The 24,336-nt window shown below is 56.8% G+C and carries 16 protein-coding genes and 1 pseudogene; 5 read left to right on the top strand and 12 right to left on the bottom strand.

Features of this window, described 5'->3' with window-relative positions:
- Positions 1-323: 323 nt before the first annotated feature.
- A complete protein-coding gene (locus ACZ5C7_RS18280) occupies positions 324-1,316 on the bottom strand; it encodes a DUF1616 domain-containing protein (protein ID WP_464377702.1) in 993 nt (330 codons plus the stop codon).
- A 388-nt stretch (positions 1,317-1,704) separates the two neighbouring features.
- On the opposite strand from ACZ5C7_RS18280, the gene ACZ5C7_RS18275 reads away from it, so the two are divergent.
- A complete protein-coding gene (locus ACZ5C7_RS18275) occupies positions 1,705-2,295 on the top strand; it encodes a DUF7344 domain-containing protein (protein ID WP_464378473.1) in 591 nt (196 codons plus the stop codon).
- A gap of 29 nt (positions 2,296-2,324) precedes the next feature.
- Here the strand turns inward: ACZ5C7_RS18275 and ACZ5C7_RS18270 are convergent, their stop codons facing one another.
- Positions 2,325-2,711: a DUF7344 domain-containing protein gene (locus ACZ5C7_RS18270; protein ID WP_464377701.1), complete on the bottom strand. Its 387-nt coding sequence runs from the start codon at positions 2,709-2,711 to the stop codon at positions 2,325-2,327.
- Positions 2,712-2,925: 214 nt separating this feature from the next.
- Positions 2,926-4,620, bottom strand: a complete 1,695-nt coding sequence (locus ACZ5C7_RS18265; protein ID WP_464377700.1) for a hypothetical protein — start codon at positions 4,618-4,620, stop codon at positions 2,926-2,928.
- Positions 4,621-4,916: 296 nt separating this feature from the next.
- Between ACZ5C7_RS18265 and ACZ5C7_RS18260 the strand changes: the two genes are divergently transcribed.
- Complete coding sequence (locus ACZ5C7_RS18260) at positions 4,917-6,254, top strand: polysaccharide deacetylase family protein (RefSeq protein ID WP_464377699.1); 1,338 nt, start codon at positions 4,917-4,919, stop codon at positions 6,252-6,254.
- 38 nt (positions 6,255-6,292) lie between these two features.
- Here ACZ5C7_RS18260 and ACZ5C7_RS18255 read toward each other — a convergent pair whose 3' ends face one another.
- The 4 genes and pseudogenes from ACZ5C7_RS18255 to ACZ5C7_RS18240 form a co-directional block, all read right to left on the bottom strand.
- Positions 6,293-7,450, bottom strand: a complete 1,158-nt coding sequence (locus ACZ5C7_RS18255; protein WP_464377698.1) for a PKD domain-containing protein — start codon at positions 7,448-7,450, stop codon at positions 6,293-6,295.
- Between the two features lie 290 nt (positions 7,451-7,740).
- Positions 7,741-9,115 (bottom strand): annotated as a pseudogene (locus ACZ5C7_RS18250) (RNA-guided endonuclease InsQ/TnpB family protein).
- A 306-nt stretch (positions 9,116-9,421) separates the two neighbouring features.
- A complete protein-coding gene (locus ACZ5C7_RS18245; RefSeq protein ID WP_464377697.1) occupies positions 9,422-10,408 on the bottom strand; it encodes a glycosyltransferase family 2 protein in 987 nt (328 codons plus the stop codon).
- 81 nt (positions 10,409-10,489) lie between these two features.
- Complete coding sequence (locus tag ACZ5C7_RS18240; RefSeq protein WP_464377696.1) at positions 10,490-11,983, bottom strand: hypothetical protein; 1,494 nt, start codon at positions 11,981-11,983, stop codon at positions 10,490-10,492.
- 260 nt (positions 11,984-12,243) lie between these two features.
- Here ACZ5C7_RS18240 and ACZ5C7_RS18235 point away from each other — a divergent pair, with 260 nt between their 5' ends.
- Together ACZ5C7_RS18235 and ACZ5C7_RS18230 are read left to right on the top strand one after the other, a co-directional pair.
- Positions 12,244-13,530, top strand: a complete 1,287-nt coding sequence (locus tag ACZ5C7_RS18235; RefSeq protein ID WP_464377695.1) for a polysaccharide deacetylase family protein — start codon at positions 12,244-12,246, stop codon at positions 13,528-13,530.
- A gap of 202 nt (positions 13,531-13,732) precedes the next feature.
- On the top strand, positions 13,733-14,809 hold the full coding sequence (locus tag ACZ5C7_RS18230; protein ID WP_464377694.1) for a glycosyltransferase family 2 protein: 1,077 nt from the start codon (positions 13,733-13,735) through the stop codon (positions 14,807-14,809).
- A 177-nt stretch (positions 14,810-14,986) separates the two neighbouring features.
- Here ACZ5C7_RS18230 and ACZ5C7_RS18225 read toward each other — a convergent pair whose 3' ends face one another.
- Positions 14,987-16,627: an oligosaccharide flippase family protein gene (locus ACZ5C7_RS18225; RefSeq protein ID WP_464377693.1), complete on the bottom strand. Its 1,641-nt coding sequence runs from the start codon at positions 16,625-16,627 to the stop codon at positions 14,987-14,989.
- 327 nt (positions 16,628-16,954) lie between these two features.
- Between ACZ5C7_RS18225 and ACZ5C7_RS18220 the strand changes: the two genes are divergently transcribed.
- Entirely contained in the window at positions 16,955-18,034 is a 1,080-nt protein-coding gene (locus ACZ5C7_RS18220; RefSeq protein WP_464377692.1) for a polysaccharide deacetylase family protein, read from the top strand.
- A 159-nt stretch (positions 18,035-18,193) separates the two neighbouring features.
- Here the strand turns inward: ACZ5C7_RS18220 and ACZ5C7_RS18215 are convergent, their stop codons facing one another.
- The 4 genes from ACZ5C7_RS18215 to glmM all read right to left on the bottom strand — a co-directional run bounded on the left by ACZ5C7_RS18215 (position 18,194) and on the right by glmM (position 24,240).
- Entirely contained in the window at positions 18,194-19,888 is a 1,695-nt protein-coding gene (locus ACZ5C7_RS18215) for a right-handed parallel beta-helix repeat-containing protein (protein ID WP_464377691.1), read from the bottom strand.
- Between the two features lie 386 nt (positions 19,889-20,274).
- Positions 20,275-20,937, bottom strand: coding sequence for a helix-turn-helix domain-containing protein (locus ACZ5C7_RS18210; RefSeq protein ID WP_464378472.1), 663 nt, complete (start codon positions 20,935-20,937; stop codon positions 20,275-20,277).
- A 98-nt stretch (positions 20,938-21,035) separates the two neighbouring features.
- Complete coding sequence (locus tag ACZ5C7_RS18205) at positions 21,036-22,715, bottom strand: alkaline phosphatase family protein (RefSeq protein WP_464377690.1); 1,680 nt, start codon at positions 22,713-22,715, stop codon at positions 21,036-21,038.
- Between the two features lie 175 nt (positions 22,716-22,890).
- Complete coding sequence (gene glmM / locus ACZ5C7_RS18200; RefSeq protein WP_464377689.1) at positions 22,891-24,240, bottom strand: phosphoglucosamine mutase; 1,350 nt, start codon at positions 24,238-24,240, stop codon at positions 22,891-22,893.
- Positions 24,241-24,336 lie beyond the last annotated feature (96 nt).

Genomic DNA, 24,336 nt, shown 5'->3' with positions numbered 1-24,336 from the left:
GACGCGGACTGCTTCCAGCGGAAAACTCGGCCGCTATCGTTCCCACGTATGAGTGAGACAATGGCCAAAGACTGCTCTGAGCCAGATTATCCATGTGTTATGGTTATCCAGTTCATCTAACACGTTGATAAGAAGTCGACTCGTTGAGTCTCGTTCGAGGACTTGGATCGGGATTTATACTGTCGGACAGAAGTCAATACGAAGTCGGTCGCGAATTCGCGGCCGTCTCCACCGGCGACGGCCCCAACGGAGCGACCGATCTTCACTAGTTCTGTCTGATAGTATTAGATAGGGGCGATACGAGAGAACGGAACGGCCTGCGATTACTCGAGTTCGATCGGAAGGTGGAGCGCTTCATCGGCGGTATCGGCTGTTAGATCGGACGGCGGGTCACCTTCGTACAGTAATAATACCAATTGATGTTGTTCACCATCTGCCGTCGGCGTTATTTCCAGGGCATGATCCTGTGTTTCACCGTCGGAAACGCTCACTGTTTCGCTGGCGAGTTCTTCCTCCGATTCGACCGTTACCTCGCCGTCTTCACCATATTCGACCTGTTGGATAAGTGCAACGGCAGTGTACGTCCGGTCGCTGTTTTCCTGATTCGTAATCGAAATTGGCACCGTTTGTGACTCGCCTGCGGAGAACGTCGACTCGTACATCGTTTCCGTCTCTCCGTCGAGTTCCGATGTTTCGACGGAGAATTCGGTGAATCCGTCCGGTTGTACCGGGTTAGCAACAGCGAACCCAGCACTGGCAACCAACAGGACAAGACCGACCGCGATCGCGATATTATACGGCCGCGTGTTTGTTCGTTTGTACGGAGTCGATTGATCCTCCCTGATGAACGGTGGGACGATTACGCGAGTTGGTTCGAATCGATCGGATGGCGAGAGACGATATCGGGAAAGGATTCCGACGAGGGCGAGGGAGATCGTCAATACTGAAACCCCGAAAAGTACTGGTTCGGCAGTCACACCCCATGGGGTTACGGTCGTAAGTAGGGCAACTCCGGGAACGAGTGCAACACTAAATGCGACCGACAGTATAAAGCGTTCTGTTGGTCCAATACCGCCGCTTAGCAGTACTGATCTATCAAACCCGGTTTGTTCTTGATCGAACGATCGCTGTTCTTCACTCGCGTTACCGGGAAAGAGAGCGGCGACGAGGGCATATCCGGGAAATAAGAGAACGAGCGGCATCGCTAACAAAACCCGAATAGCGCCCGAAATACCGCTGAATAAGCCGAGGGCAATAGCCCCAGTAACTGCAACGAGGAGTGCGAGGTCGAGAAACCACCAATTGGTATCGCTCATACACCTACCGACGGTCGTCTCACGGTTTATTATCACCCCTGTAAGGCTGGTAAATCAGGGGGAGTTGGGAGGCTATTTCCCGGCCAACTATACAAATTCTGGCAGTAATCTGGCTTATAAGCGTTTCGCCGGTTCCATACTGTTTCAAAATTAATAATGTCCATAAATTCAGCAGTAAGGTAGGTGCAGATCATATTGAGATATCACGGAATAATTCCTACCCACGATATCGTGAAGGACAGTAATTATAGCATTACAGCCCTCTAAACGAGGCTATAAAATGAATGAAAAACAAATTCGGATTGATGAACTGAATGAAAATACCTTCTCAAAAGATGTACGGTTCCAATCCTTTATTATCTCCTTCTGGTTAGTGAGAATCACCACGATGAAATCGACATATATCAGTTCGGAAGAACAGGGGGAATCGGATGCAGATAATGAAGGTGAACGCAGTTCAGCAGAGGATACCTTCCCTAAAGACGAAATATTCCACTTACTACAAAATGAACGCAGGCGGTTGGTTTTGGAGTACCTGCGCCAAACTGAAGGCCCAGTTCGCATGCGAGACGTCGCAGAACAGGTTGCTGCCTGGGAGCACGAAACCACCGTCGAAGAGCTGACTTCCACTCAGCGCCAGCGCGTATACATTCCGCTGTATCAATCCCACCTTTCGAAACTCGATAAGGCGGGAATAATCGATTACCAACAGAACCGCGGAATAGTCGAACGGAAACCACTCGCGGATGAAGTCGACCGATACCTTCAGGTTGATCCGGTTACCGAATCGACAGCTGATACTGAAGCCGAGCAGCGAAACTGGGACGACGGCTACATCGGAGCCACCGTCCTCTGTTATGTAATACTCCTCGGAGCGGTGTTCGAAATGCCGATTATCTCGGTGTTCTCAGGAATTGGGCTTAGCGCACTTATATTGCTCCTGTTTACCGTATTGACCGCTCGCCGTTTCCTCAACTAACCGCTCAGAGATCACTACTGAGGAGTCGATTAGATAATGACGAACAAAACGATCAATAGTGTAATGGAAATAGCGCCGACAAACGCTCGAGAGACGAGTTGATCGTCCGTGGGATCGGGCTCGAGTATTGTTACGGTTCCCCGCTCGGGGTCGAAGTCGATGTCCCCAGCGTCGTCGAGCGCGGGGAGTCGCTCCTGGTGGAGTTGTTCGTGAACGTCAGCCCACGTTTCGACCGAGGCTTGCGATGGGTGTATGAGGTGATCGACGACTTCATCGACGGTAACTGGCGTCGTCAATTCTTCGAGTACCGAAAGCAAAACAAGATCTGACGCGGGGATAAATTCAGACGTTGTCGTTACGGAGCTCTGGTCCCCTTGTTCGGAATATTTCAGTTCCTTTTCATTCGTCAGACGCATGGTTCACGTTAAATCTTCGTAGTGTATAAGTATTCCCACGCTTCACCCGTGTTTCTTGCTAAAGGGTGACAAGATAGACTGTTGCAGTCCTTCCCAGCATAATTAATAAGTCATGTATGACACTATTTACTAATACTGCCAATTTGGGAAGATATAACGACAACAGTGGCCTGTTCGTTCGTTCCGTTGAACAGAAAACTCCCTTTTTGATTTGTTAAATAGGGGGTGTATTCGAGTGAGTTAACCAGACTGACAGCATTTCGTTACTGTCCGACCAGATACCGAGCCAGCGCCGGATGTCGTTGATTCGAAGTTTATGTCTCGCCGGAAGCGGATGAGTACACTCGAGCTCGGGGAGGAACCGCTGATCAAATTCGTACTGGTCGAACAGTACGTCGCGGTTCGGCCAGGGAGGGTCAAACGAGGAGAGAAACGGGGTTTTTCGCCTGACAAAGCTCTCGACTTCGTTGAACAGCGCCGTATCGTACGGTCTGTCCGGTGGACGATGTCGAAGTACGTCTCCGTCGATTCGTTCGCACGCACGAAGAAACGTCTCCGTCGTCCGATACTCCGGCGGTGTTTGTAGATGCCACTCGACTAGCTCGGCGTCGGTGGCAAGAAACGCCGTAAAGAAGTGGTCCGACAGATGGTTGTGAAACGGAATCGACGGCTGGTTGGCGATGCCACAACCAGTAATTTCGTTCTGCGGTTGGTCGGCTCGATCAGCAACCGAGTCGACCGCTTCACCAACCGTTTTTCGAACGTACGTCTCGACGTCGTGATCGACGGACAGCCGATCCGCGAGGTCGAGGCTTGCTTCAGGGACATACCCGAAGCGATCGAGGAGAACTTCGACAGGATCGGGATCGGGATTCAGACGATCGAAACAGATCCGCTTTCCGAGTACGTCGATTCCGGCCTGTTCGGTAAAGTGACCGCGAAAAAACGTATCACAGAGGAGTCCGTGATGTATCGTGTCGACGCCTATCTGGTTGGTGTATCCGGCGTGGTGGATATGCAGCGATTCTTTGACCCCCTGTGAGTACCGAACCTTCGATTCGTGGGCCTGCAAGTATCGTTCGTCGGGTGGAAACGACGTGTGAGTGACATCGTACTGATTCGCGAGGCGTTTTGCACCGTTGACTTCCTGACCGTCAGGGTGGCCCACTGTATAACAGTGTTCGATATCCGGAAGTTGTGAGAGCAGGATTCTCGAATCATAGCCAGCTGAAAGGAGGAGCCCGCTCGTTCCTGGAAGTTTCGACCGGCGCTCGAGCGCCCGCTCGAGCCGATCTGCGAGTTCCTGTACGTAATCGAACTCCCGCGGTTGGTAGACAAACCGGTCTAACTGGTCGATCGAACTCGAGGTGAGTTTGCTGTCCAGCGGTAGCCGAAACAGCTCTTCAACCCAGGTTTTCTCCCCGAGTGTCACGCCGAGATGAAGAAAATCGAGCACGCCGTCCCTGTGAAGTTCGGGAGACGCGAGCGTGCGACCGACTTCGCCGGAGTCGGTTCCGAAGACTCGCACTCCGGAGCCGTCGGTATAGAAACACGACCGCGATCGAACGATATCGGTGGCGACGAACGCATGGTCGGTGGATTCGGTATCGAGAACCGCGATATACGATCCGTTGAGATCGGAAAGCGCATCGTCCCCCTCGATCGAATACTGCTCGAGTAGCCAGCGAGCGGCGTTTGACTCCTCGCCCGGCACGTACGCTTCTCCCCAGATAAGACAGATACCGTTTTCGTCTGTATGGGTCGCGCTCCAGCCGGGTGCTCCGAGGCCCGAGTCCCTGATACCTGCGGTTATCGTTTCCCCCTCGAGTATTTCGTCGAATTCGTCGCCCGATCTAAAACGCTTGAACATCTCGATACCGCCAAATACGCCGAAGAGTTCCTTGTTCATCGTCAATAACCACCTCAGTGGACGAGCGAGTGGCGTTCGTTAGCCACTGTGGCTAGTACCCCCGTCCAGCGAGCACCCGAGAGCGTGCACCTCGTTGTCCAAACTTCGGTGATCCGAGCATTAATTATGACTCAGTTAAGGCCGTAAACGGCCGGAAATCGACCTATCATCAAATTTTGAACCCATACCCCGTATATTTCCACCCGTCATCCCCCCGAACTGACGACACGCTCTTTCGTCCGTTCCACTATTGGACCTATAATAATGTGCCCTGTGACGGTACTTTCGACTCAGCAATGTCACGTAGACGACCAACGCGACGACGAATCCTTGCCCTCTCGGGAACTGCCGCTGCCGCAGGCCTTGCAGGATGTAGCGAGCGGATCGACGATGTTACGAACGGGTCCAACGGATCCAACGGCTCGAACGGGGATTCCCCCGACGAACAGACCGCTTCCGCACTATCGGAGGGCGTTCCACCACTCGAGACGGAATACAACAGTCGAGAAGAGTACGCAGACCCCGGAGAGTCCTACGACGACTTCGAAGATGTCGAGCCGTGGGAAATCGTCGAGGGGGAAGGTGAAGCCGACGAAGACCACGCGTTTACCGGCGATCAGAGTCTGAAGCTAACCTCGGACGGAGAGGATAACATCCTCGTCGAACGTGACGTCGACGATGAGGACTTTACCGACAACGATATCTCGTTCGCTATTCGGACGACTACGCCCGACAACATAACCGTCAACGTGCACCTCGTTGACCGCTTCGGCGACGAAAAAATCTACTCGCTCCGAGAGATCACGTATCGGACGCCGGATATCGGCTGGTTCCGGTCGAGTCCTGGGGTGTTCGAGGAAACCGAGATCGAACCTGATCTCGGCCAGCTCGAACGAATTGAACTTCACGTGCTCCACTCAATGGACGAGGCCGAACTGTGGATCGACGACTTCCGTAAGCACGAAACACCCGATCAGGGGTACGTCATCCTGTGCTGGGACGACGGGTTCAGTGACTATTACGAGACCGCAGCACCACTCCACGACGAGTACGGGTTCCAAACGGTTCAGGCACCGGTCCCACGGTGGACCGAAGAGGGGCGAGACGGCATCATGTCGGTCTCACAACTCCAAGAGCGCCAAGAGGAAGGCGATCAGATCGTCGTCCACGGGACTCACAACCCGCTTGCCGCGATCGAAGAAGAGGACGACCTCGATACTCGACTCGCCGGAGACAAAAACTGGTACATCGAGCACGGCTTCGAGGGTGCGAATTACATCGTCTACCCCCACAACAGCTTCGATCAGACGAGTCTCGAGTACATAACGGACTATCACTATTGCGGCGGCTTCAATCAGGCAGGTAACGTCAATACGACGGGGGTGTACGGCTTCGATCCGCTCGTGTTACCCCGAACGATCGGTCACGATCTCGATATCGCGACGCGCTGTATCGACCTCGTCGAGGAACACAACCAGTGCTCTATTCTGAACTTCCACACGTTTTCGGAGGACAACACGATGGACGAAGACGACTACGAAGAGCTCCTCGAGTACATCGACGATGCCGATGTCGAGGTCATCACGTTCGACGAGCTGTGGGAAATGCGGACATCGGTCCACTTCGACAACTAATCTGCTGACTCGAAAAAAGGGCACAACGGAGCCGTCGTTCACTCCGTCGAGAGGGAGATCTTCGTTTTTCCGGTCGCGCCAGTGTCGTCGACAACGCGTAGACCGACCGAGTATTCGCCGTCCTTTGCGAGCGTTACGTCGATCGTTTCACCAGTTTTCTCGTACTGATCGTCGCTGTAGACGTTCCATTCGTAGGATTCGATGGCGTCGTTCGGCGTCTCGGTGCAGGTCCCATCGAGCGTGATAGTTTGGCCGGGCTCGAGAGAGCGGTCTTGAGCTCCCGACGGATCGGTTTCGATTTCTGCACTCAGGGAGTCCGAGGGCTCGTCGCCGGTCTGGTCGTCTTCGTCTAGCCCGTTTTCTCCATCGGCGGGCTCTTCGTCGACATCGTCTCCGGGTCCGTGACCATTGTCTGGTTCCTCCTCCAGGAAGAGGTCGTCTTCGATCATGTGCTCGACGATCACGGAGTGCCACTCGACGCGCGTTTCGAGGTCGTGGTCGGTCGAGAGCGTCTCGACCAAGAACGCGTCAGCATCGAGATCGCGAGTTGCTTTGTGAACGAGGAGTCCGCTCGGTTCGGCCGCTGGGCCGGTGAAGTCGCCGATCTCGAACGGTGGATCCGAGTCGTCGACGTGGTCGTCGTTGATGTAGTCGACCGCGTTCTGTGCGGTCGTCGTGGCGTCAGCCGAATCTGACCGGAAAATCGCCTGCCCAACGCCATCGACGGGATCCCCTGCGTAGATACCCGCCGATTCGTGAAGATCGATAACAGTATCCGGTTCGTACTCGAGCACAACATCCCAGACCCCTCGTGCAAGTTCTGTCTGGGGATCGGTACTCTCGGGGAATTGGCGATTCAGATCAACGCCGTCGTCACCAGCTCGAGCCTGTTCATCGACTGCTGTCGCGTTCGCTTCGGGAATCGTGACGAGCGTTCCGGCGTCGATGGTCCACTCGGCGATTTCGTTCGCGGTTACGTATCCGGCGACCTCGTTTCCGTGAATCCCGCCGATGACGAGAACGGTCGGTCCATCCGCCTGAGCTTCCGTCGTGTACACTGTGGTTTCGTGGTCGGTTCCCTCGAGGATAGCGTATGAATCCCGCGAAACGGACGTCTCTTCGTCCACTTCGTCGTCCGCAGATATCGTCGTCATGCCAGCACCTGTCACCGCGCTGCCGGCCGCAAGCGCGAGCATGGATCTTCGCGAAAGATTGTCTCGAAACATTCCACCCGATGCTTTTGCCGGGGGCGTGTTTGTTATCGTGAGTATAGTCTGATCGCAGAATGTAATTCTCGGAACGATAAAATTGCTGGAAAGAACCATCTAACACCCGGTAACTGATATTTTTGATTTTGGAATTGTTAAAATAAGTTCGAGTGACAAAGAACTAACACCCATCGTCCGCTCGTTGAGCTGTCGAACTCGCCATTGATTGACATCCTCCTCCGCGTGAACGCGGAGGAATCCCGACCGCAGTTGGGATATTAGGGTTTGCAGTCTACCACTTGTGCCTGCGGTTGGAATCCGCAGGACAAGTCATGAAGGTAGACCGCTGGCTGTGCCAACCAGCCGGTACTCCTATCCCCACCCAAACTGGGTGCAGACTCGGAGTTACTTTGATTTAAACCGAGACGGATATTCTCCGCCCCATTCACATCAGCGTTGAACGCCGCATCACACTCCTCGCACACGTACAAGCCGCGTTCAACACGCTGACTATCATCTTCCCTACCACACACGCAACACGTCTTACTCGTGTCGCGCTCGGACACCTCTACGACTTCGATACTCTCGACCTTCGCCTTGTAGGTGAGAATCGACGTGAATCGGTCAAACGCCCACCCGTGCAAGTCGAGGTTTCCATGCCGACCCCAGTTTTTCGACTTGCCGTTCTCATCCTCTCGGACACCAGAGAGTTTCCCGATGTTGATTCGCCCTACGCCACGTTCAATACACTTCTCCACGATATGCTTGGCGAGGGAGTGGAAGAAGTGAGTGCGGCGCTCCGACCACTTGTGATGCAGCCGAGTGGCCTCAGAGCCGTCTGAATCGTCGCAGTTAGCGATTTCTTTCGGGAAGAAATACCCGTCCTGTTTCAGCCGATTGCCGGGATACAAGTCGGCCTCTTCGGTGCTGTACGCAACGGCGGCGAAGTTACAGATGCCGAGGTCGATACCTGCTGTCTCAGTGCCGGGTTCGGTGGGTGTCTCGATTTCGTCTTTGCAGACGAGGTGCAGTTCCCATCGCCCCTTCGCACTGTCGTAGACAGCACGAACCTGTTGCAGGTTCTCGACCGTTACGCCAGGGCACGCTTCGTACTCGACAAGGATGTATTCCCACGCTTTCGGATGTTCCTTGTGGTTCGCGCCTTTCGAGAGGCGAACACGGTTATTTTTGGTGTCGTGCCGGATGCCGTTTTGCTTCCATGTCACCGTGCTACGTGGGTGTTCTTCGTGGACGCGACGACCTTCCGAATCGTAGTAGTTTTTCTTGCGGTAGCCGGGCGGATTCGCTCGACTGTCTGACTTCCTCTTACCGTACCACGAGTTGAAGGATTCAGCGAGTTCCTCCAGAACGCGCTGTGCTCAAAAATCGTAGATTTTTGGCATCACGAGACGGCTTCGCCGTCTCGAACGAACTGGACTGCGAGTGCAGCCCCTTGTATTTGGTGTGGCCTTTTAACTCGTCTTTGAGGTCGACGTGGTCAGGAATCTCGCCCGTGTCCTCCCAAACTTCTCGGGAGTGGTAGTTCGCAACGTTCCATAGTTTGCTGGCTGACCACCCGTGTCTGTCGAGCGGTTCCTCTACCTGTACGTGGTTGAGAATTTTCGCTCGGTGAGTGCGGTGGACTTCCAGCATCGTTGAAACACTCGTATAATCACTTATACTCGCTTTTATTGTAAACGTTTGGATTGAAAGGGGTGGAATATCCAGCCGTTCTGGTCTCGGTGGTTGGAGTTATCAAGTGACGGCGCGTATCCACGCCGTAAACGACGTGGTATTGCGCCTGCTCCGCATATAAAGGGGTCCGCGCCCCTGAATCGCCTCGGGGTTCGGTGGCTGTTCGCCTCGATCACGGTGTATTGCCATCGTCGTCAACCACGATGGTAACCCGGCCGATGGAGAACGACGAAACGCGATAGCGGTTCGCGACAGTGCTGTCGACTACTGGAACAGTCGGCGGCCGATCATCGTCCGAACGAATACGGCCGCGAGCAAGACGAAACCGACTGCCGTCGCAATCGGAACGGGTCGATGTCGAATACCGGATCCGGCGGCCCAACAAAGTCCAGGGTATTTCCGCGGTGAGGCATTGGCTGTTCGAAGGTGCCAAAGTCCGCGGAGGGGCTTTCCATCGGCAAAGTACCGTTTGGCGATGACGAGTTCGTGACTCGAGCGGATCTCATACCCTCGCTCCTCGAAGTGTTCGACGCTCTCTTCGTGCATCGAGAGGTACTGGCGGCTTGCCTCTTTGACGACGCTCGCCGGTGGATGACCGGTCTCTTCACGGACGACCAGCGGCTCGTCGACGTAGGCGAGTTTGCCCTCCTTGAGAACCCGGATACAGAACTCCGGATCTTGAAATCGATCGAGATCTTCGGTGAACCCGCCGATATCGTCCGCGACTTTCGTCCGAACGAGCAGCGTCGATCCAGCACCCGGTTGGACGTTGTCCGCGAAAATCTCGCCGATCAACTCGTCGTCTCCTTCGGTCGTTGGCGTTTCGCCGCCAGCGGCGAGTGCGGTCGCGGCTGTACTCCGAAGTCGGCCGTCCGCGCCGGATAACTCGAACGCCGAATCACAGTAAGCGCCGACCCAGTCGCTCGAACGGCCATCGAGTGTCGCTAGCTGTCGTTCGAGTTTCTCGGGAAGCCACGTATCGTCGGAGTCAAGAAAAGCGACGTAGGTGCCTCGCGCGTGTTCGATACCGGTGTTACGTGCGGCGTTCGCTCCCTGGTTCGTCGCGTGTACGACCGGCCGAACCCGGGGATCGTCGTATTCCGCAAGTACCGAATTCGTTTCGTCGGTCGACCCGTCGTCGACGACGACTACCTCGAGGTCTTCGACGGTCTGGTCGAGCGCGCTGTCGATCGCACGAGGGAGAGTCTTCGCTCTGTTGTACGTGGGGATAATTACGCTAACGCGGGTCATTTCGTCGATTATTCCGTCCCCCAACGGATTATTATGTCACTGCTAACCCCCGTTCGGATGCGGACCGCTTTCCTCGTTAGATCACCGATCGTCCCGAACGCCATCGGGGAACGCGTTATCATCGAGTTGCACGGAGCCGGAGTTGCTGTTGATGAGGACGGAGTTACCGTTGGTGGACTGCGCCCCCGTGTCTTCTATGGTGACATCGTCCGCACCGTTGAGAGCGATCGACGTGTTCGACGTCTCGAACTCGCTGTCGGCGACGAGGTATCCCGAGCCGCTGAGGAACAGTCCGCCTCGGCCGCTTCCTCCAGTTTGTTCGACGGAAAGCTCCTCGAATTCGCAGTTGTTTCGCTCGCAGTAGATGGCGTGTTGAATCGGGTTTCCGCTCGCGTCACCGGTGACGGCGACGTTTTGAAGTGAGACCTCACCTGCGTCTTCGCCGAGCAAACGAAACGCGTAGGCGCTCCCGTCGATTTCGACGTTGACATCGGTGAAGCTGGCTGTTCCCATTCCTCGGTCGAGACGGATGCCAGAACTGTCTCCCGATCCGACGTACACGTCGGTGTTTTCGATATCCACATTGTCAACGTCGTCCATCACTCGAATCGCCTCGCCGTTCGGCTCGACTGCATAAATGGTGACATTGTCGATGTCGAACGTGTCCCCTCGATCGAGTCTGATTCCGTGCTGGCCGGGCGCGTGGTTTGGATTCTCGTCAACGACGATCGTCGCGTTCCTGACTGCTCCGTGTGAACCACTGAGACGGATCGAAGCGGTGCTACTGTTTGCGAACCAACCACCATCGACCCCCACTTGTCCGTTCTCGCTGGAGGCGTACAAACCGTTACCCGGGAAACCGCCGAGAACACAGTTTTCGAAAATCAGCGTCCCGTGATGGTTGGTGTTGGTGTGAATACCGGTCGGCCCTTTCCACATGTTCCCCGTGTTCGGCGTGTCGTCAACGTGGACGCCACCATCGGGCGCTTTGAAACAATCGACGTATCCTTCTCCGTCAGGATCGGTAATATTAAACAAACCAGGACCCCACGTTCCGGAATCGTGAGAGCCGTGGACAACGACGTTTCGAACGTACAGTCCGTCCTCGACTTCGGCGTTCAGAACGCGAATGCCCGTTTCGTCTGCAGTCTGGTCGATGTCGAACCCTTCGAAGCGAAGGTTTCGCCCGGGATCCGAACTCGTTCCCATGCGGAACAGTCGATACTGCGGTCCGTCGAACTCGTGATAGTTCGCCGGGACGATGGTCGCATCGTCACCTACGAACCCGACGTTGTCGAATCCGGTGAAACGAAGCTGGGAATCCATCGCGTATCTCCCTTCGGGGAATCGAAGGAGAGTGTCATTGCCTACGTGCTCGCGGAGGACGGGAGTGATCGACGTTTCTCCGGTTGGATCCGCACCGGCGTCGACGACATCGACGACAGTTTCATACTGTTCTTCGGTTTGTTGGGCCGACCCGACACCTGCGATTGCCAGTGTCGAACCAACACCGACGAGACAGCCTTTAATATACGATCTTCTGCCAAGCGAACGTGATTGTGAATCTCCTTGCATCGCAATGACTCGTTACCAGAGGGGGGATTTACATATATAAACGGTAACTGAAAATGAAAGTATTGGAGTCGTGAATGGACAGAGTACAACTGTTTCACCGAAACCAAACAATAGTTCTTTCCGATATCATATCCAGCGTATTTTTCCAATTATATCCTTTATAACGGCGTCTGGGCCCCGTTCCGTCCGATACACTAGTTTCCGGTCAGGTACGCTTAGTATCCGGATAAGAAAGGGTGACTGAGCCGTTCCTTCCGTTGATGACGAACAGAAACCGACGATCCTTCATAACGACGACCGCCGTTGTGGCGACGGCGGGACTCGCAGGGTGTGTTTCAGAGGTGCGTGAGTCGCTCCCGTTCCAGTCGGACGACTCTGATAACGGTGGGAACGACGATGATGACGATGGCAATAATGAAGACGGCGAGACCGAAGCGGACGAACTCGATCACTTGCCCGGTGAGACCGTCGAAGACTTCGACGACCTCGACGGCTGGGTATCGTTACTCGACGGTGGGGAGCTCGAGGCGACGACGGATGATCCGTACGCGGGGTCACAATCGGCTCGTCTCACCGCGGACGAGGGAACTGAGTTCGCTGGGATATACTCCACCTTCTCCGGCGGACTCGACCTGAGCGAGCAAAACCTCTCGCTCGCGGTGAAGTACGCTAATCGCGAGCAACTCCACTTGACGGTCGAGTTGTTCGCGCCGGATTCGAACAGCGTTCACTCGTTCACGCGGACGCTGATCGGACCTGCCGACCGGTGGGTCCGAGTCGACCTCGGAACCACCGGACTCGATTCGCACACAGACCTTAGTTCGGTTCAGGAGATCCGGATCGCGGTTCGCCGTCGCGGCGGAGAAGACGGAGCCATCGAGTGCGAAATAGACGATATACGATCCGTGTCGCGGCCGGATCGGGGGAAGGTCATGTTGCTGTTCGACGGCACGCTCGAGAGCCACCATTCGGAGGCGCTCGAGCCGATGCAAGAACACGACTTTGCGGGCGTCGAAGCTGTTATACCCGACGCTGTTGGGGAAACGAATCGACTCACGTACGGGTTGTTACAGGAGTTACACGACGCCGGATGGGAGATGATCGCTCGACCGCAAACGGGTTCACAGCGACTGCCCGACTTCGAAGCGGACGAACAGGAGCGAGCGATCGAACAGACGAAGTCATACCTCGAGAGCCGTGGGTTCGACGACGGCGCAGAGCACTTCGTTGTCCCGGGTAACATACTCGGACCAAATACGATCGATGCCGTTCGTGAGCACCACGAACAGGCGTTTCGCTACGGAGGGAGCCCGAACGCACTGCCGCTTACGGACCCGCACAACATCGGCGTCATCCCCGGCTCCGAGGGTGACGTGACGAAACAGTACGTCGATTACGCCGCCGAACACAGCCAGCTCGCGGTGCTTCGGTTCGAAGAACTGGGCGACGACGGAATGGAAATCGACACGTTCGAAGACCTCCTCGAGCATATCGACGACCAGGACATCGATGTCGTCACCGCGACCGAACTTCGAGAGGATCAATGAATCGAGCTTCCCCCGTGCCGCCGGCTGGCCGTTTCCGCAAACGACGCGACAGCCGTTACACCGACGACCTCGAGAGTGGCTGTGTCGATTCGCACGGGGACCACAGCGGCGCTGGACTCGGGGGCGGTGCTAGTTCCGACAGCCGCGCTGTGTCGAGTGACCTGGGGGCAAACCTCGCCACCGACCTTTTCGGAGGGCGCTGATGTACCGAGAGGCGTCAGTCGGAATCGTGATGCCCGCGTACAACGAGGAAGGGTTTGTCGGCGATGTCATCCGCGAGATGCCCGCGTACGTCGATCGAATCTACGTTATCGACGATCGCTCGACCGACGGAACCTGGGACGAGATTCTCGAGGCCGCTCGTGCGGATCGAGCGGCTCGAGCGAACCGCGATACCGGCGGCGTGCATCAATCGCCCGGAAGCGACCACCTCCGTGCCGACGGCGGTTCCGGCGCGTTGGCGGAACGAGCGACCGTTCACGAGTCGATCGGCCGCGTCGTTCCGATCCAACACCGGGAGAACATGGGTGCTGGCGGAGCGATCAAGACCGGGTACCTCGCCGCGCTCGAGGACGGTGTAACCGCGACGGTCACCGTCGATGCGGACGGCCAGATGGACCTCTCGCAGATGCAACGGCTCCTCGATCCGATCGTAGAGGGAACCGCCGATTACACGAAAGGGAATCGATTGCTCAACCGCGAGTACCGGTCGGCGATGCCGCGGTTTCGGTTCATCGGCAACGCGATGTTGACGTTTCTGACGAAGGTCGCCTCGGGGTACTGGAAGACCATGGACCCCCAGAACGGCTACACCGCGATCTCCAACGATGCGCTCGAGGCGATCGACCTCGAGAACTTATACGAGTATTACGGCTACTGTAACGATCTGCTGGTAAAACTCAACGCGAGCGAGATGCGCGTCGCCGACGTCTCGATGCCGGCGGTCTACGGTGACGAGGAGTCGAGCATCGAGTATTCGACGTACATTCCGAAGGTGTCGCTGATGTTGTTGGGGAACTTCCTGTGGCGGTTGAAAACGAAACACCTCGTCACGGACTTTCACCCGCTCGCGTTGTTCTACCTGTTCGGCGCGGGAACGGCCGCCGCGGGGGTCGCTGGGATACTCTGGGCGGTTCTCGACGCCGTACTTCGGGGCGGATCGCTCCTCGTGAACGGATCTGCGAGTTTCCTGGTCTTCGGACTCGGCGTCACGTTGTTGTTGTTCGCGATGGTGTTCGACATGGCCGAGAGCGAACACCTCGAGAAACAGTATCGGTAACGCCTCTGTACGGACTGCGGACCGGATCGGTTATCGAGTCAGCTATTTTCTCCGTTCACTTCTCACACACTTCTCATACACTTCTCGAGGTTCCGCTGCGGAACGCCCGGTTCGAAGTGTGGTTTCCGGGTAGGTGGGACCGTTCGGAAGAGTAGCCCACGGTGTCGAACGGTCGTCTCACCACAAATTCAGGCTTCCCACACCGGATCCGAATAACCCGAGGAGCAGGCCGGTAACGAGCAGGGATAACCCGAACAGAAAGAGCAGGCTCTGTAACCAGTTCGTCGGCAAGCCGGTGATTCCCAGCCGCTCGAATCGCCGGTGGGCTGTTTCGGCCGCCGAGCCAATAGGATCAGGGAATGCACGCAACACCTCGAAGGGCTCTTCGGGGTCCATCGCACCCACGAGAAGCGCGAAACTGACGAATATTGCGAGCCCAACCGGCGGCACGATCAGGAGTGCGAACCAGGGGTTCGCGATCACGGAAGAGAGTCCGAAAATGGGGAACGCGGCGAGGACGGTCGTCAACGCCGACCGACCGAGTCGCGCATCGGCGAGCGGATCGAAACCGATGGCTCGAGCGCTGGCACAGTGGAAGACGAACATCGATCCGTATCCGACGCTCGTCGCGACGGCCGCACCGTGCATCCCGTAGCGTGGAATCAGGAGGAAGTTCAAGACGACGTTGATCAGCGCCGCCGCGGCCGTTGCTCCGACGGGGTATCGGAGTTGCCCGTTCCCCTGCGAGACCGCGAGTACCGGACGCGCCAGTGCGAATCCGAGTGCGCCGGGGAGTAACAACAGGAGCGGCGTGATCGCCGGTATCGCCTCGGACCCGAAGTAAATAGGGACGGCGACGTCCGCCAGCGCTCCGAGGCCGACCGCCATAACGGCGGTCAGCAGGAACGTAAATCGCGTCGTTTTGGAGGCGAGACTCGATATTTGTTGCCGCCTATTTTGAGACCAGAGTTCGGAGGTCGAGTGAACGAAGACCGTTTGGAGCGCCAGCGGAACGAACCAGAGGAACTCCGCCAGCGTGAGCGCCGCCCGATAGTTTCCGACCGCAGCGCTATCGGTGTACCGTTGGAGCATCACGATATCGATGTGATACAGCGACATCAAGAGGAAGATGAGCGCGATCGTCATCGAGTTGAACGTCAGCATCTTCTTCGTCGGAAACCCAGAGTTCGGTCGGGTGAAAACACAGGAGAGCGGGACGCGCCGGTGAACGAGTACCAACCCGGTGACGGCGATGAGTGAACTTGCGAATAGGTGGCCTGCCAACGCTCCGAAGACACCGAAACCGAAATAGACGAACGGGATCGCGATGACGACGAACCCGACCGTATCGAGTATTTTCAGCGGTTCGGAGTAACGTTCGAGTCCGAAGCCCATGAGCGTTTTTCTGGCGAAGTCGCGAAACTGTGCGGTGATCACGAGCAGTGCGAGCGCGTAGAAGTAAATCGAGAGCTCGTCGCCGAACGCGACGCCGACGAGGCCCAGTTGAACCGCCAAAAAGAGCAGTATCGCTCCCAGAGCGGCAAGAAAAACGGCTAACCGGAAGTAGAAGCCGACGACGTGTTCGCTCCAATTGCGCTCGGTTCGGTCCTCGGCCAGGAATTTACGGACCCCGTCCGTAACCCCCGCGCTCACGAAGATCATATAGATCGCAAAGACCGACATGAGAAACGAGTACTCACCGAACCCCGAGACGCCGAGGAGCCTGTACAGAAGCGGCGTCGAAATCGCCGTAATACCGAGGACGATCACCTTTGCGCTGATGACGGAGAACACGCCGCTCGCTAGCGTTCTGTTCACAGGTCCACCCGCTGGAGACTGTTCCGATCGGACGTCTCCACTACCCACCCTTGATCCGATACTGACACGATATACGTCGACGGAAGAATCGGCCGTCCCTTATTATACCCGTCATAAAGGCCTGAAATGGCGCAAAATACCACGTACGGATGTGAACGCGTCTCGCAGTGATTGGTCGAATGGTTGTCTCGAAACAGTCGATGTCGGCACGTGAACCAGCGAACGACGATCAGGATCGCCAGCAAACACCACGGCTTCTCGAGCGAAGATCTGTCCGTTAATAAGTATATAAGTAGGTGTGGGTGGACCGACGTTTCGAGCGAGCAAATGGATTCAGAATCGAACCGACGCCGCTTTCTCGGCGCAGTCGGGTTGGGTACGGTCACGATGACGGCGGGCTGTACCGGACTGTTGGATGGAGATGATTCGGACGGAGATGACTCAGATGGAGAGACGAGTGACGACGGCTCTGCGGACGATACCGACGGAAACGAGTCCGAAGATGAGCACGAAGACGTGCCGGATATCGACGGGGGAGCTGTCGTTTTCGTCTACGACGACGGACCGATAGAGGACTACGAACAGGCGTTCCCAGTCCACCAGGAGTTCGACGCACCTGCCAGCGCCGGAATCGTCACCGAGTGGGTCGGTCGAGAGGACTACAACGGGACCGATTGGATGACCGAGGAACAACTCGAGGAGCTCGCCGATGCCGGGTGGGAAATTATGGCCCACACGACTGCCCATACCGCGCTTGCAGAGTTCGAACTCGTCGAAGCTGTCGAGCCCGACGACACGCGAATCTATCCCGAAGCTCGGAATCACGGCTTCCACCAGGTTTTCGACCTCGAGATTACCGACGGCGAAAATCAGGTTCGACGGACCATTACCGGATCGTCCGAAGACGAGATCGGAGAGTATATCGAGTTCGATGAACCGATCGGCGAATCGTTCGCGGCCGGTGAGACGGTCGAACGCTATCCCGAGGATCTCATGCACGAGTTCTTGGGAGATTGTCAGCAAGAGCTCGAGTCGATGGGATTCGAAGTCGACACGCTGCTCGCCCCGTACGATGTCGTCGATGACTGGGCTATCGAGTTCGCCGAAGAGTACTACGACGGAATCGCGAACGTGAACCCCGGATCGATGATCAACGACCCGGACAACTTCGATCCGTTCGATACGAATCGAGATTACTTTATCGAGTTTACCACGCCCGATACGGTTCAGGAGCAACTCGATCAAGTCGCCGGGCAAGAAGGAATCGGAATTATCGGCGCCCACTCGTTCAAGGAGGAAGTAACCCAAGAACGGATCCGAGAAACCCTCGAGTGGGTCGAGGAGCGCGACCTCACGGTCGTCACGTTCCGTGACGCGATTCGAGCCGCCGCGAACGACGACGAGTAACGAACTGAGTCGGCGGTGAACGGCTCGGGATGGTGTCCGGCGAGATGGTCGACGAACACCGCTCGGCACACCAACTCGAGCGTGGTTCCTGGTCCCGGTTCCAAAGCGTGGTTTTCGCACGGACTGCGGAGTATGAGTTACCGTGCTCCAGCGAGGGAGTTACCGTGCTCCAGCGAGGTACGGCGACGCACCGATATCCCTGTTGTGCCACTGCCGAACGTTGTACGCACCGAGATCGTCAATTCCGTTTCTGATCTCGTTGTACTGAATCACCGGGTTCGAGGCGCTCGAGTAGAGGCGCACTCCCTCGAGCGATCCGTCGTCCGAGTCCATAATGGAGTTTCGAACGTTGTTGTTGTCCGCCTGGTCGATGTACGGATACTGACTCGCGTAGAACTCTCCGCGGTAGACTTCCGTATCGTCTCCCGTCACGACGAACGCGTTTCGGTCGACGCCGTCGCGACCGGGTTGTTCGACGGTGAAGGTGCTGAACCGGCAGTTGTCACGTTCACATCGGATGCCGTCGCGGAATCCGCCTTCCGCACCGGCCCGACCCGAGATGTGGATCAGTTCGGTGAGCACTCGATCGTCGTTATTGGTCTCTCGGATCCAGATCGGATAGCCGCCGGACGTTTCGTGGACGATATCGACGTCAAAGATGTGGGTGTATCCAGCCTGCCCGGAGACGACGATGCCATGATTGACTCGATCCCCTCGCATCTCGATCGACGAGTTCTCGAACCGCAGGTTGTCACACGAATTCATCACAGAGAGGGCGTGACTGGTTGGACTCGGTGACGTGATAGAGATGTCCACGCCGTCGATGGTTATGCCGTCACCGTTCTCGAGACGAATCGCACGTTGACTGGCGCTGTAGGACGGCGTCTCGTCGATGACGATCGTCGCATCGTTAATTTCGCTGTTGTCTCCGCCGAGTCGAATGTTGGCGGTACAGCTGTTTCGGAAGGTCCCGCCGTTGACGACGGTCTTGCCGTTGCCGCCGGAGACGTACAGTCCGTTGCTCGGGAAGCCGCCGAGTTCGCAATCGTTGAACTCGAGGCGGCCCTCGTTTCGGTTCGCTTCGATTCCGATCGGACCGCGCCACGAGTGTGCTGCGTGGGCCGTCCGGTCGGAGTGGATTCCCCCGTCCGGTGCGCGGAAGCGTTCGACGATACCCTCGCCGTCCGAATCGGTGATTCCGAACAGCGCCGGCCCCCACGTTCCGCTGTCGTGCGTGCCGTTGACGGTGATGTCGCGAACCTCGAGGTGATCGGTAACGTTTGCTCCGATGACTCGAATGCCGGTTTCAGGGGCGGTCTGATCGATATCAAATCCTTCGAATCGAAGTCGCTTACCGGGGTTGAGCCAGGTCCCGAGCCGAAACATGCGAAACTGCGGTCCGTTGAAATCGTGATAATTCGCCGGAACGAGGGTCGCGTTATGTCCGAAAAAGCCGATGTTTTCGTACCTCGTGTGCCGTAACTGCTCGTCCATGTAGTACTCGCCTTCCGGAAACTCGAACGCGGTGTTGTCCGTTTGAATACTTTCGAGGACGGGCGTAATCGACTCCTCCCCAGTTGGATCCGCCCCGGCGTCGACGACGTTTATGACGTTGTTATAGCCCTCGTGGAACGCGGTCGCGGATCCGCTCGTCGCCGTGAGCAGTCCGAGACTCGAGATGCCAGCGACGGCACTCCCGCGAAGGAACGACCGTCTAGACTTGCTCGAGCTTTGGGTAGTCTGTTGCTCCGATTCGATTCCCCGCCCAGCAAACTCCTGTGTATCAGTGTGTGATGAGGTGGGATTAGTGGATATTTCGTGAGTCGTATTTTGCGTACCGCTTCGTTTCGACATTGATGTTCACTTTTACAAGAGTGATGTTGGGCTCCAGTATCTATGGATTCGGATATCCAGTCTTTAAGTAAGAACACCTTGATAGTTAAACAAATCTATCCGATAGTCCTGCTGGGCGAAACAGTTTATCGAGTTAAAATCCGATAATTAATCCCGCGTTTCTCACCCGGCACTGCCTTCGATCTAGCGTTACTCATCTGATAATGCTGACCAATGTTTTGGCTGTCAACTCTCGTGATCGGGTTCGTTCCGACGACGAATCCCATACTGCTCGATCAGCAGGTTCGAGTGCGAGGAGAGCAAGGCAGTGGATTCGAGGGTCAGGGATCAGGATACTGTCCTCGAGTGGGAATGGACAGGGGCGTCTGACGACGACGGACGGACTTTCAATCGTATCGGAGCGGCGTTTGGTCGTCCTCGAGGATCGCGCTGAGCAGTTCGGCAACGGCTCGACGAAGTCGCTGTGACACGGCCGAGTTTGAAATACCCAGTCTGTCTGCGAGGTAATCCTGGGACACCGAGCGCGGAATGTTGTAGTATCCCGCGTAGTACGCCATCGAAAGGATCTCACGTTGTTGTTCGGTGAGTAGATACGATTCATCGGCTGACGCCGTCGACTCGTACAACTGCGTTATCCGGAACGAGACGTTATTGTCCCGACAATATTGTTGGAAATCCGCTAACGCGTCGCGATCCGGGAGGTGCATTCGAACGATCCAACCCGGTTCTCCGCACACGATCGAAAAGACGTAGATACCACGTTTGATGCACTGATCGGGAACGATTTTCCGTCCCGAGGTGGCGGTGACACGATAGATCGCTCGGTTTTCGAACGTTGCAACACAGGTGGGGTCCGAAATCGTTTCGTCCGTTTCCATCGTTTCCTCGACTGCCGAATAGTCCTCGGCAAAGATGGAGACGAAGTACATCTCCGCACCATCGATCACGGTATTATACTTGTACTTAATCGTGATCTCGGGATGTCGTTTTATCGTTGGCACTAACAGAAGGTTGTCGTGAACGACGTGAACTTCTGAAATGAATCCCATTGAGATCCCTGTCTGGTTCGGCCTCTCCATCGGTTGGGCATATCTATAGAGCGATTAACACTGTTTCACTGATCAAAATCGGAGGAACGGAGGCCGAGCTAGTTCATATACCCGAGATCAGCGAGTCGCTCGGTCACATCGTCGTCCGCCCCGGGTTGGCTCTCGCTACCCGTTTTCGCGTACGCCGGGTACGTGACAGGATCGATCGAATCGACAACCGGCACGATGTCACCGTCCATTCGGTCACTGTGTGGAACACCCATGGCAGCCAGCACCGTCGGTGCAACGTCATACAGGTGTGCTCGGTCGATCGACGCTTCCTCGTCGATTCCATCCCCCGCCGCGGCGAAAATGCCGTCGATCTTGTGGTTCCAGGGCTCTGCCGGACCAAAATAGCTGTCGCCTCCCAATTGCTCTGAAATGGCGTGCTCGAAATCTGCCGGTATCGTCACGATATCGACCGTGTGATCGACGAAATCACCGTGGAAATATTCCTCCCGAGGTTCGACCGTTTCGAAAAGCGCCTCGCCATCCGGCGTTTCGATCCCCTCAAGGGTCTGGATCAACTCTTCGCGGACGTCTTCGTACGCTTCGGGTGAAACGACTCCCTCGGGTTCTCTCCCCTCGAGATTGATCCGCACGCCGAGTTCGGTGCGGGCTCGGACGTACGCTTTCGACTCGGCGAAATCGACCTGTTCGTTGGCCGTTCGAGAGACGCCGCCCGGCGCGTACTTGATCGCAATTTCTGCGAGGCCGACGCGTTCGAGCGCTTCCCTGACACGGTTTGCGGTGACGCCGAACTGGGCGGCGACTGACGCCGCGCGTGCGGTCGCTCCCGGTTCCCAGGTCTCGACCTCCTCTCCCTCGCGGAGACGCCGTCGCATCGGCGTCCACGATGGCATTCCTTTTCCACCCGTCGTCGTCTCGATGTACCCTTCGTCGCGGAGGAACTCGTTGATCTTGAACTCGTAGCCGTCGTAGGGTCCCATACCGTGATCGCTCACGAGGAAGACGCGATCCGGATCGCACGCCTCGAGCGTTTTCGCGATCTGGTCGTCGGTTGCCTCGTAAACGGCGTCGACTTTCGGCTCGTCCCCCTCGAATTCGTGAAAGACCGTGTCCGTCTTCTGAAACTGCAGGAAACCGAAGTCAGGATCAAACTCGTCGGCGAGGTATCGAAACGCCTTCCCGCGCATTTCGACGAGGTTCAGGTACTCGCCGATCTTTTGGTCCTCCGAAATCGTTTCGTCGTCGCGAGTGTAACTCGGATAGACTCGGTACTCGCCGATCTCGTCGCGAACCGCATCGAGGAGTCCCTCGGGATGACACGGCGGATCTTCCGGACCCAAAAACCCAGGAATAACCGCGCCCTCGAACTCGTCCGGCGGATGAGTTACCGGCGCGTTGACGACGACGCTCGAGCGACCGTGCCGGTCGAGGAGATCCCAGATCGGATGTTCGTGAACGTCCTCGTTGCTCGATACGTGATAGTCGTACCCGTCGTATCCGACGAACCCGACGACGCCGTGTTGGCCCGGATTGACGCCGGTGTAGATCGATGGCCAAGCGCTCGGCGTCCACGGCGGGATCTGAGATTCGAGTGGCGCACGGACCCCGTCCGTACAGAGTCGGTCGATAGTCGGTATGAGATCCTTCTCTGACAGCCGCTCGAAGACCGGTATACAACCGGCGTCGATACCGATGAGGAGCGTGTCCATACCGCTCGACTCGGGCTTTCCGCCCGACGGGTCATCGTTTTTGTGTAACTCATTAGTCATATATTTATAATGTGTTTTTCGCTGTCAATTATTCCCGTTATCGATCCGGGACGTAGGGACTCGATTCGAGGTCTCGTCTCACCTCGAGGGAAGAAAGCAGATGACTTCATTATCTCTCTGTTAAACCCGAAATTCGGCTTCTGCGTTGGCTGCCGAACCGGACGGAGAAATACGATTATTGCTCGATCGGATCGGGTAAAGAGACGGAGCTATCGACGAGGCTGACTGCGTCGTCGAACAACGCATCGGTTCGGGAGGCGGTTCGGGCTTCGGCCGTCACTCGGATCACCGGCTCCGTCCCGCTCGCACGAATAAGAATCCACCCGTCGTCGTTGTCAATGTAAACGCCGTCGAGCGTATCCACGTCGTCGTACCGGTCGACGACTCGATCGTGAACGCGCTCCATGACGGCGTTCTTTTGCTCGACATCGATCGACGTTCGACGGATCGGATACGTGTCGATTTCGTCGACGAGAGCGGAGAGCGACTCACTGGACCGGTCAGCGACGAGCTCGACGAGCTTGCAGGCCGCCAGCGGGCCGTCCGGGCACAACGCCTCGTTCGGCCAGATCCACGCACCGCTCGGTTCGCCGCCGAAGATAACGTCCGACCTCGTCGCCCGATCGGCGACGAAAACGTCGCCGACTTTCGTTCTGGTTACCGACGCATCGACCGTTGTGAGTGCGTCGTCGACGGCTAAACTCGTATCGACGGGTGCGGCGACGAGATCGCCATCCGCATTCCCGGCGGCCTCGCGAGCGAACAGGGCCAACAGGACGTCCTTCGGAACGAACGTTCCCGTTTCGTCGATCGTAACCGTTCGGTCCGCGTCGCCGTCGTGGGCGATTCCCAGCCGTGCATCGGTTTCCGCGACGACGGTCGAAAGGGTCGAGAGCGTCTCGCGGTTAGGTTCGCTCGGCCGACCGGGAAATCGCCCGTCCTGCTGACCGTTGAGCGTCTCGACGGAACAGCCCAATTCCGAAAGCACTCGTGCGGTGATCGAACCGGTCCCGTTTCCGACGTCGACGACGACACTCGGCGGCTCGTCGATCGAGACGCTATCGACCAGCTCCGAGGCGTGGCGCTCCAAGACGCCGTTCGTGCGCTCGAGCGAGCCGTGACCGTCCCAGGCTCGCAGGTCGTACGTCTCTGTCTCGATCCTCGTCGAAATCTCGTCACACTGGTCGGGATCGAACGCCGTTCCGTCCGCGGACCAGAGTTTAATTCCGTTGTCCGTTTTCGAATTGTGCGAGGCCGTAACGATAACTCCCGCGTCGGCGTCGAGCCAGTCGACTGCTCTGGCGACCGTCGGCGTCGGCGCGATGCCGACCTCGAGAACGTCTGAGCCGCACTCTCGGAGCCCTGCCGTGAGTGAGTCAACAAGCACGTTTCCGCTTTCTCGAACGTCGCGGCCGACGACAACCCGTTCGTATCCTTCCGTCGCCACGGCGCGACCGACGGCTAGTGCGAGATCCGCAGTGATATCGTCTCCAACAGCTCCTCGAATGCCACTCGTTCCGAACATACCTTCGCCTTCGCCGTCCGGACGTTTACTATGGAGTTGCTAAGGCGAAGACGGGAACGGGTTCCTGCGTAACGGAGTGGCGAGTAATCGAGCGGA

Source organism: Halostagnicola alkaliphila, from assembly GCF_055379965.1.
The sequence above is the reverse complement of the archived record's forward strand: the minus strand, read 5'-3'. Positions and strand labels throughout refer to the sequence as shown.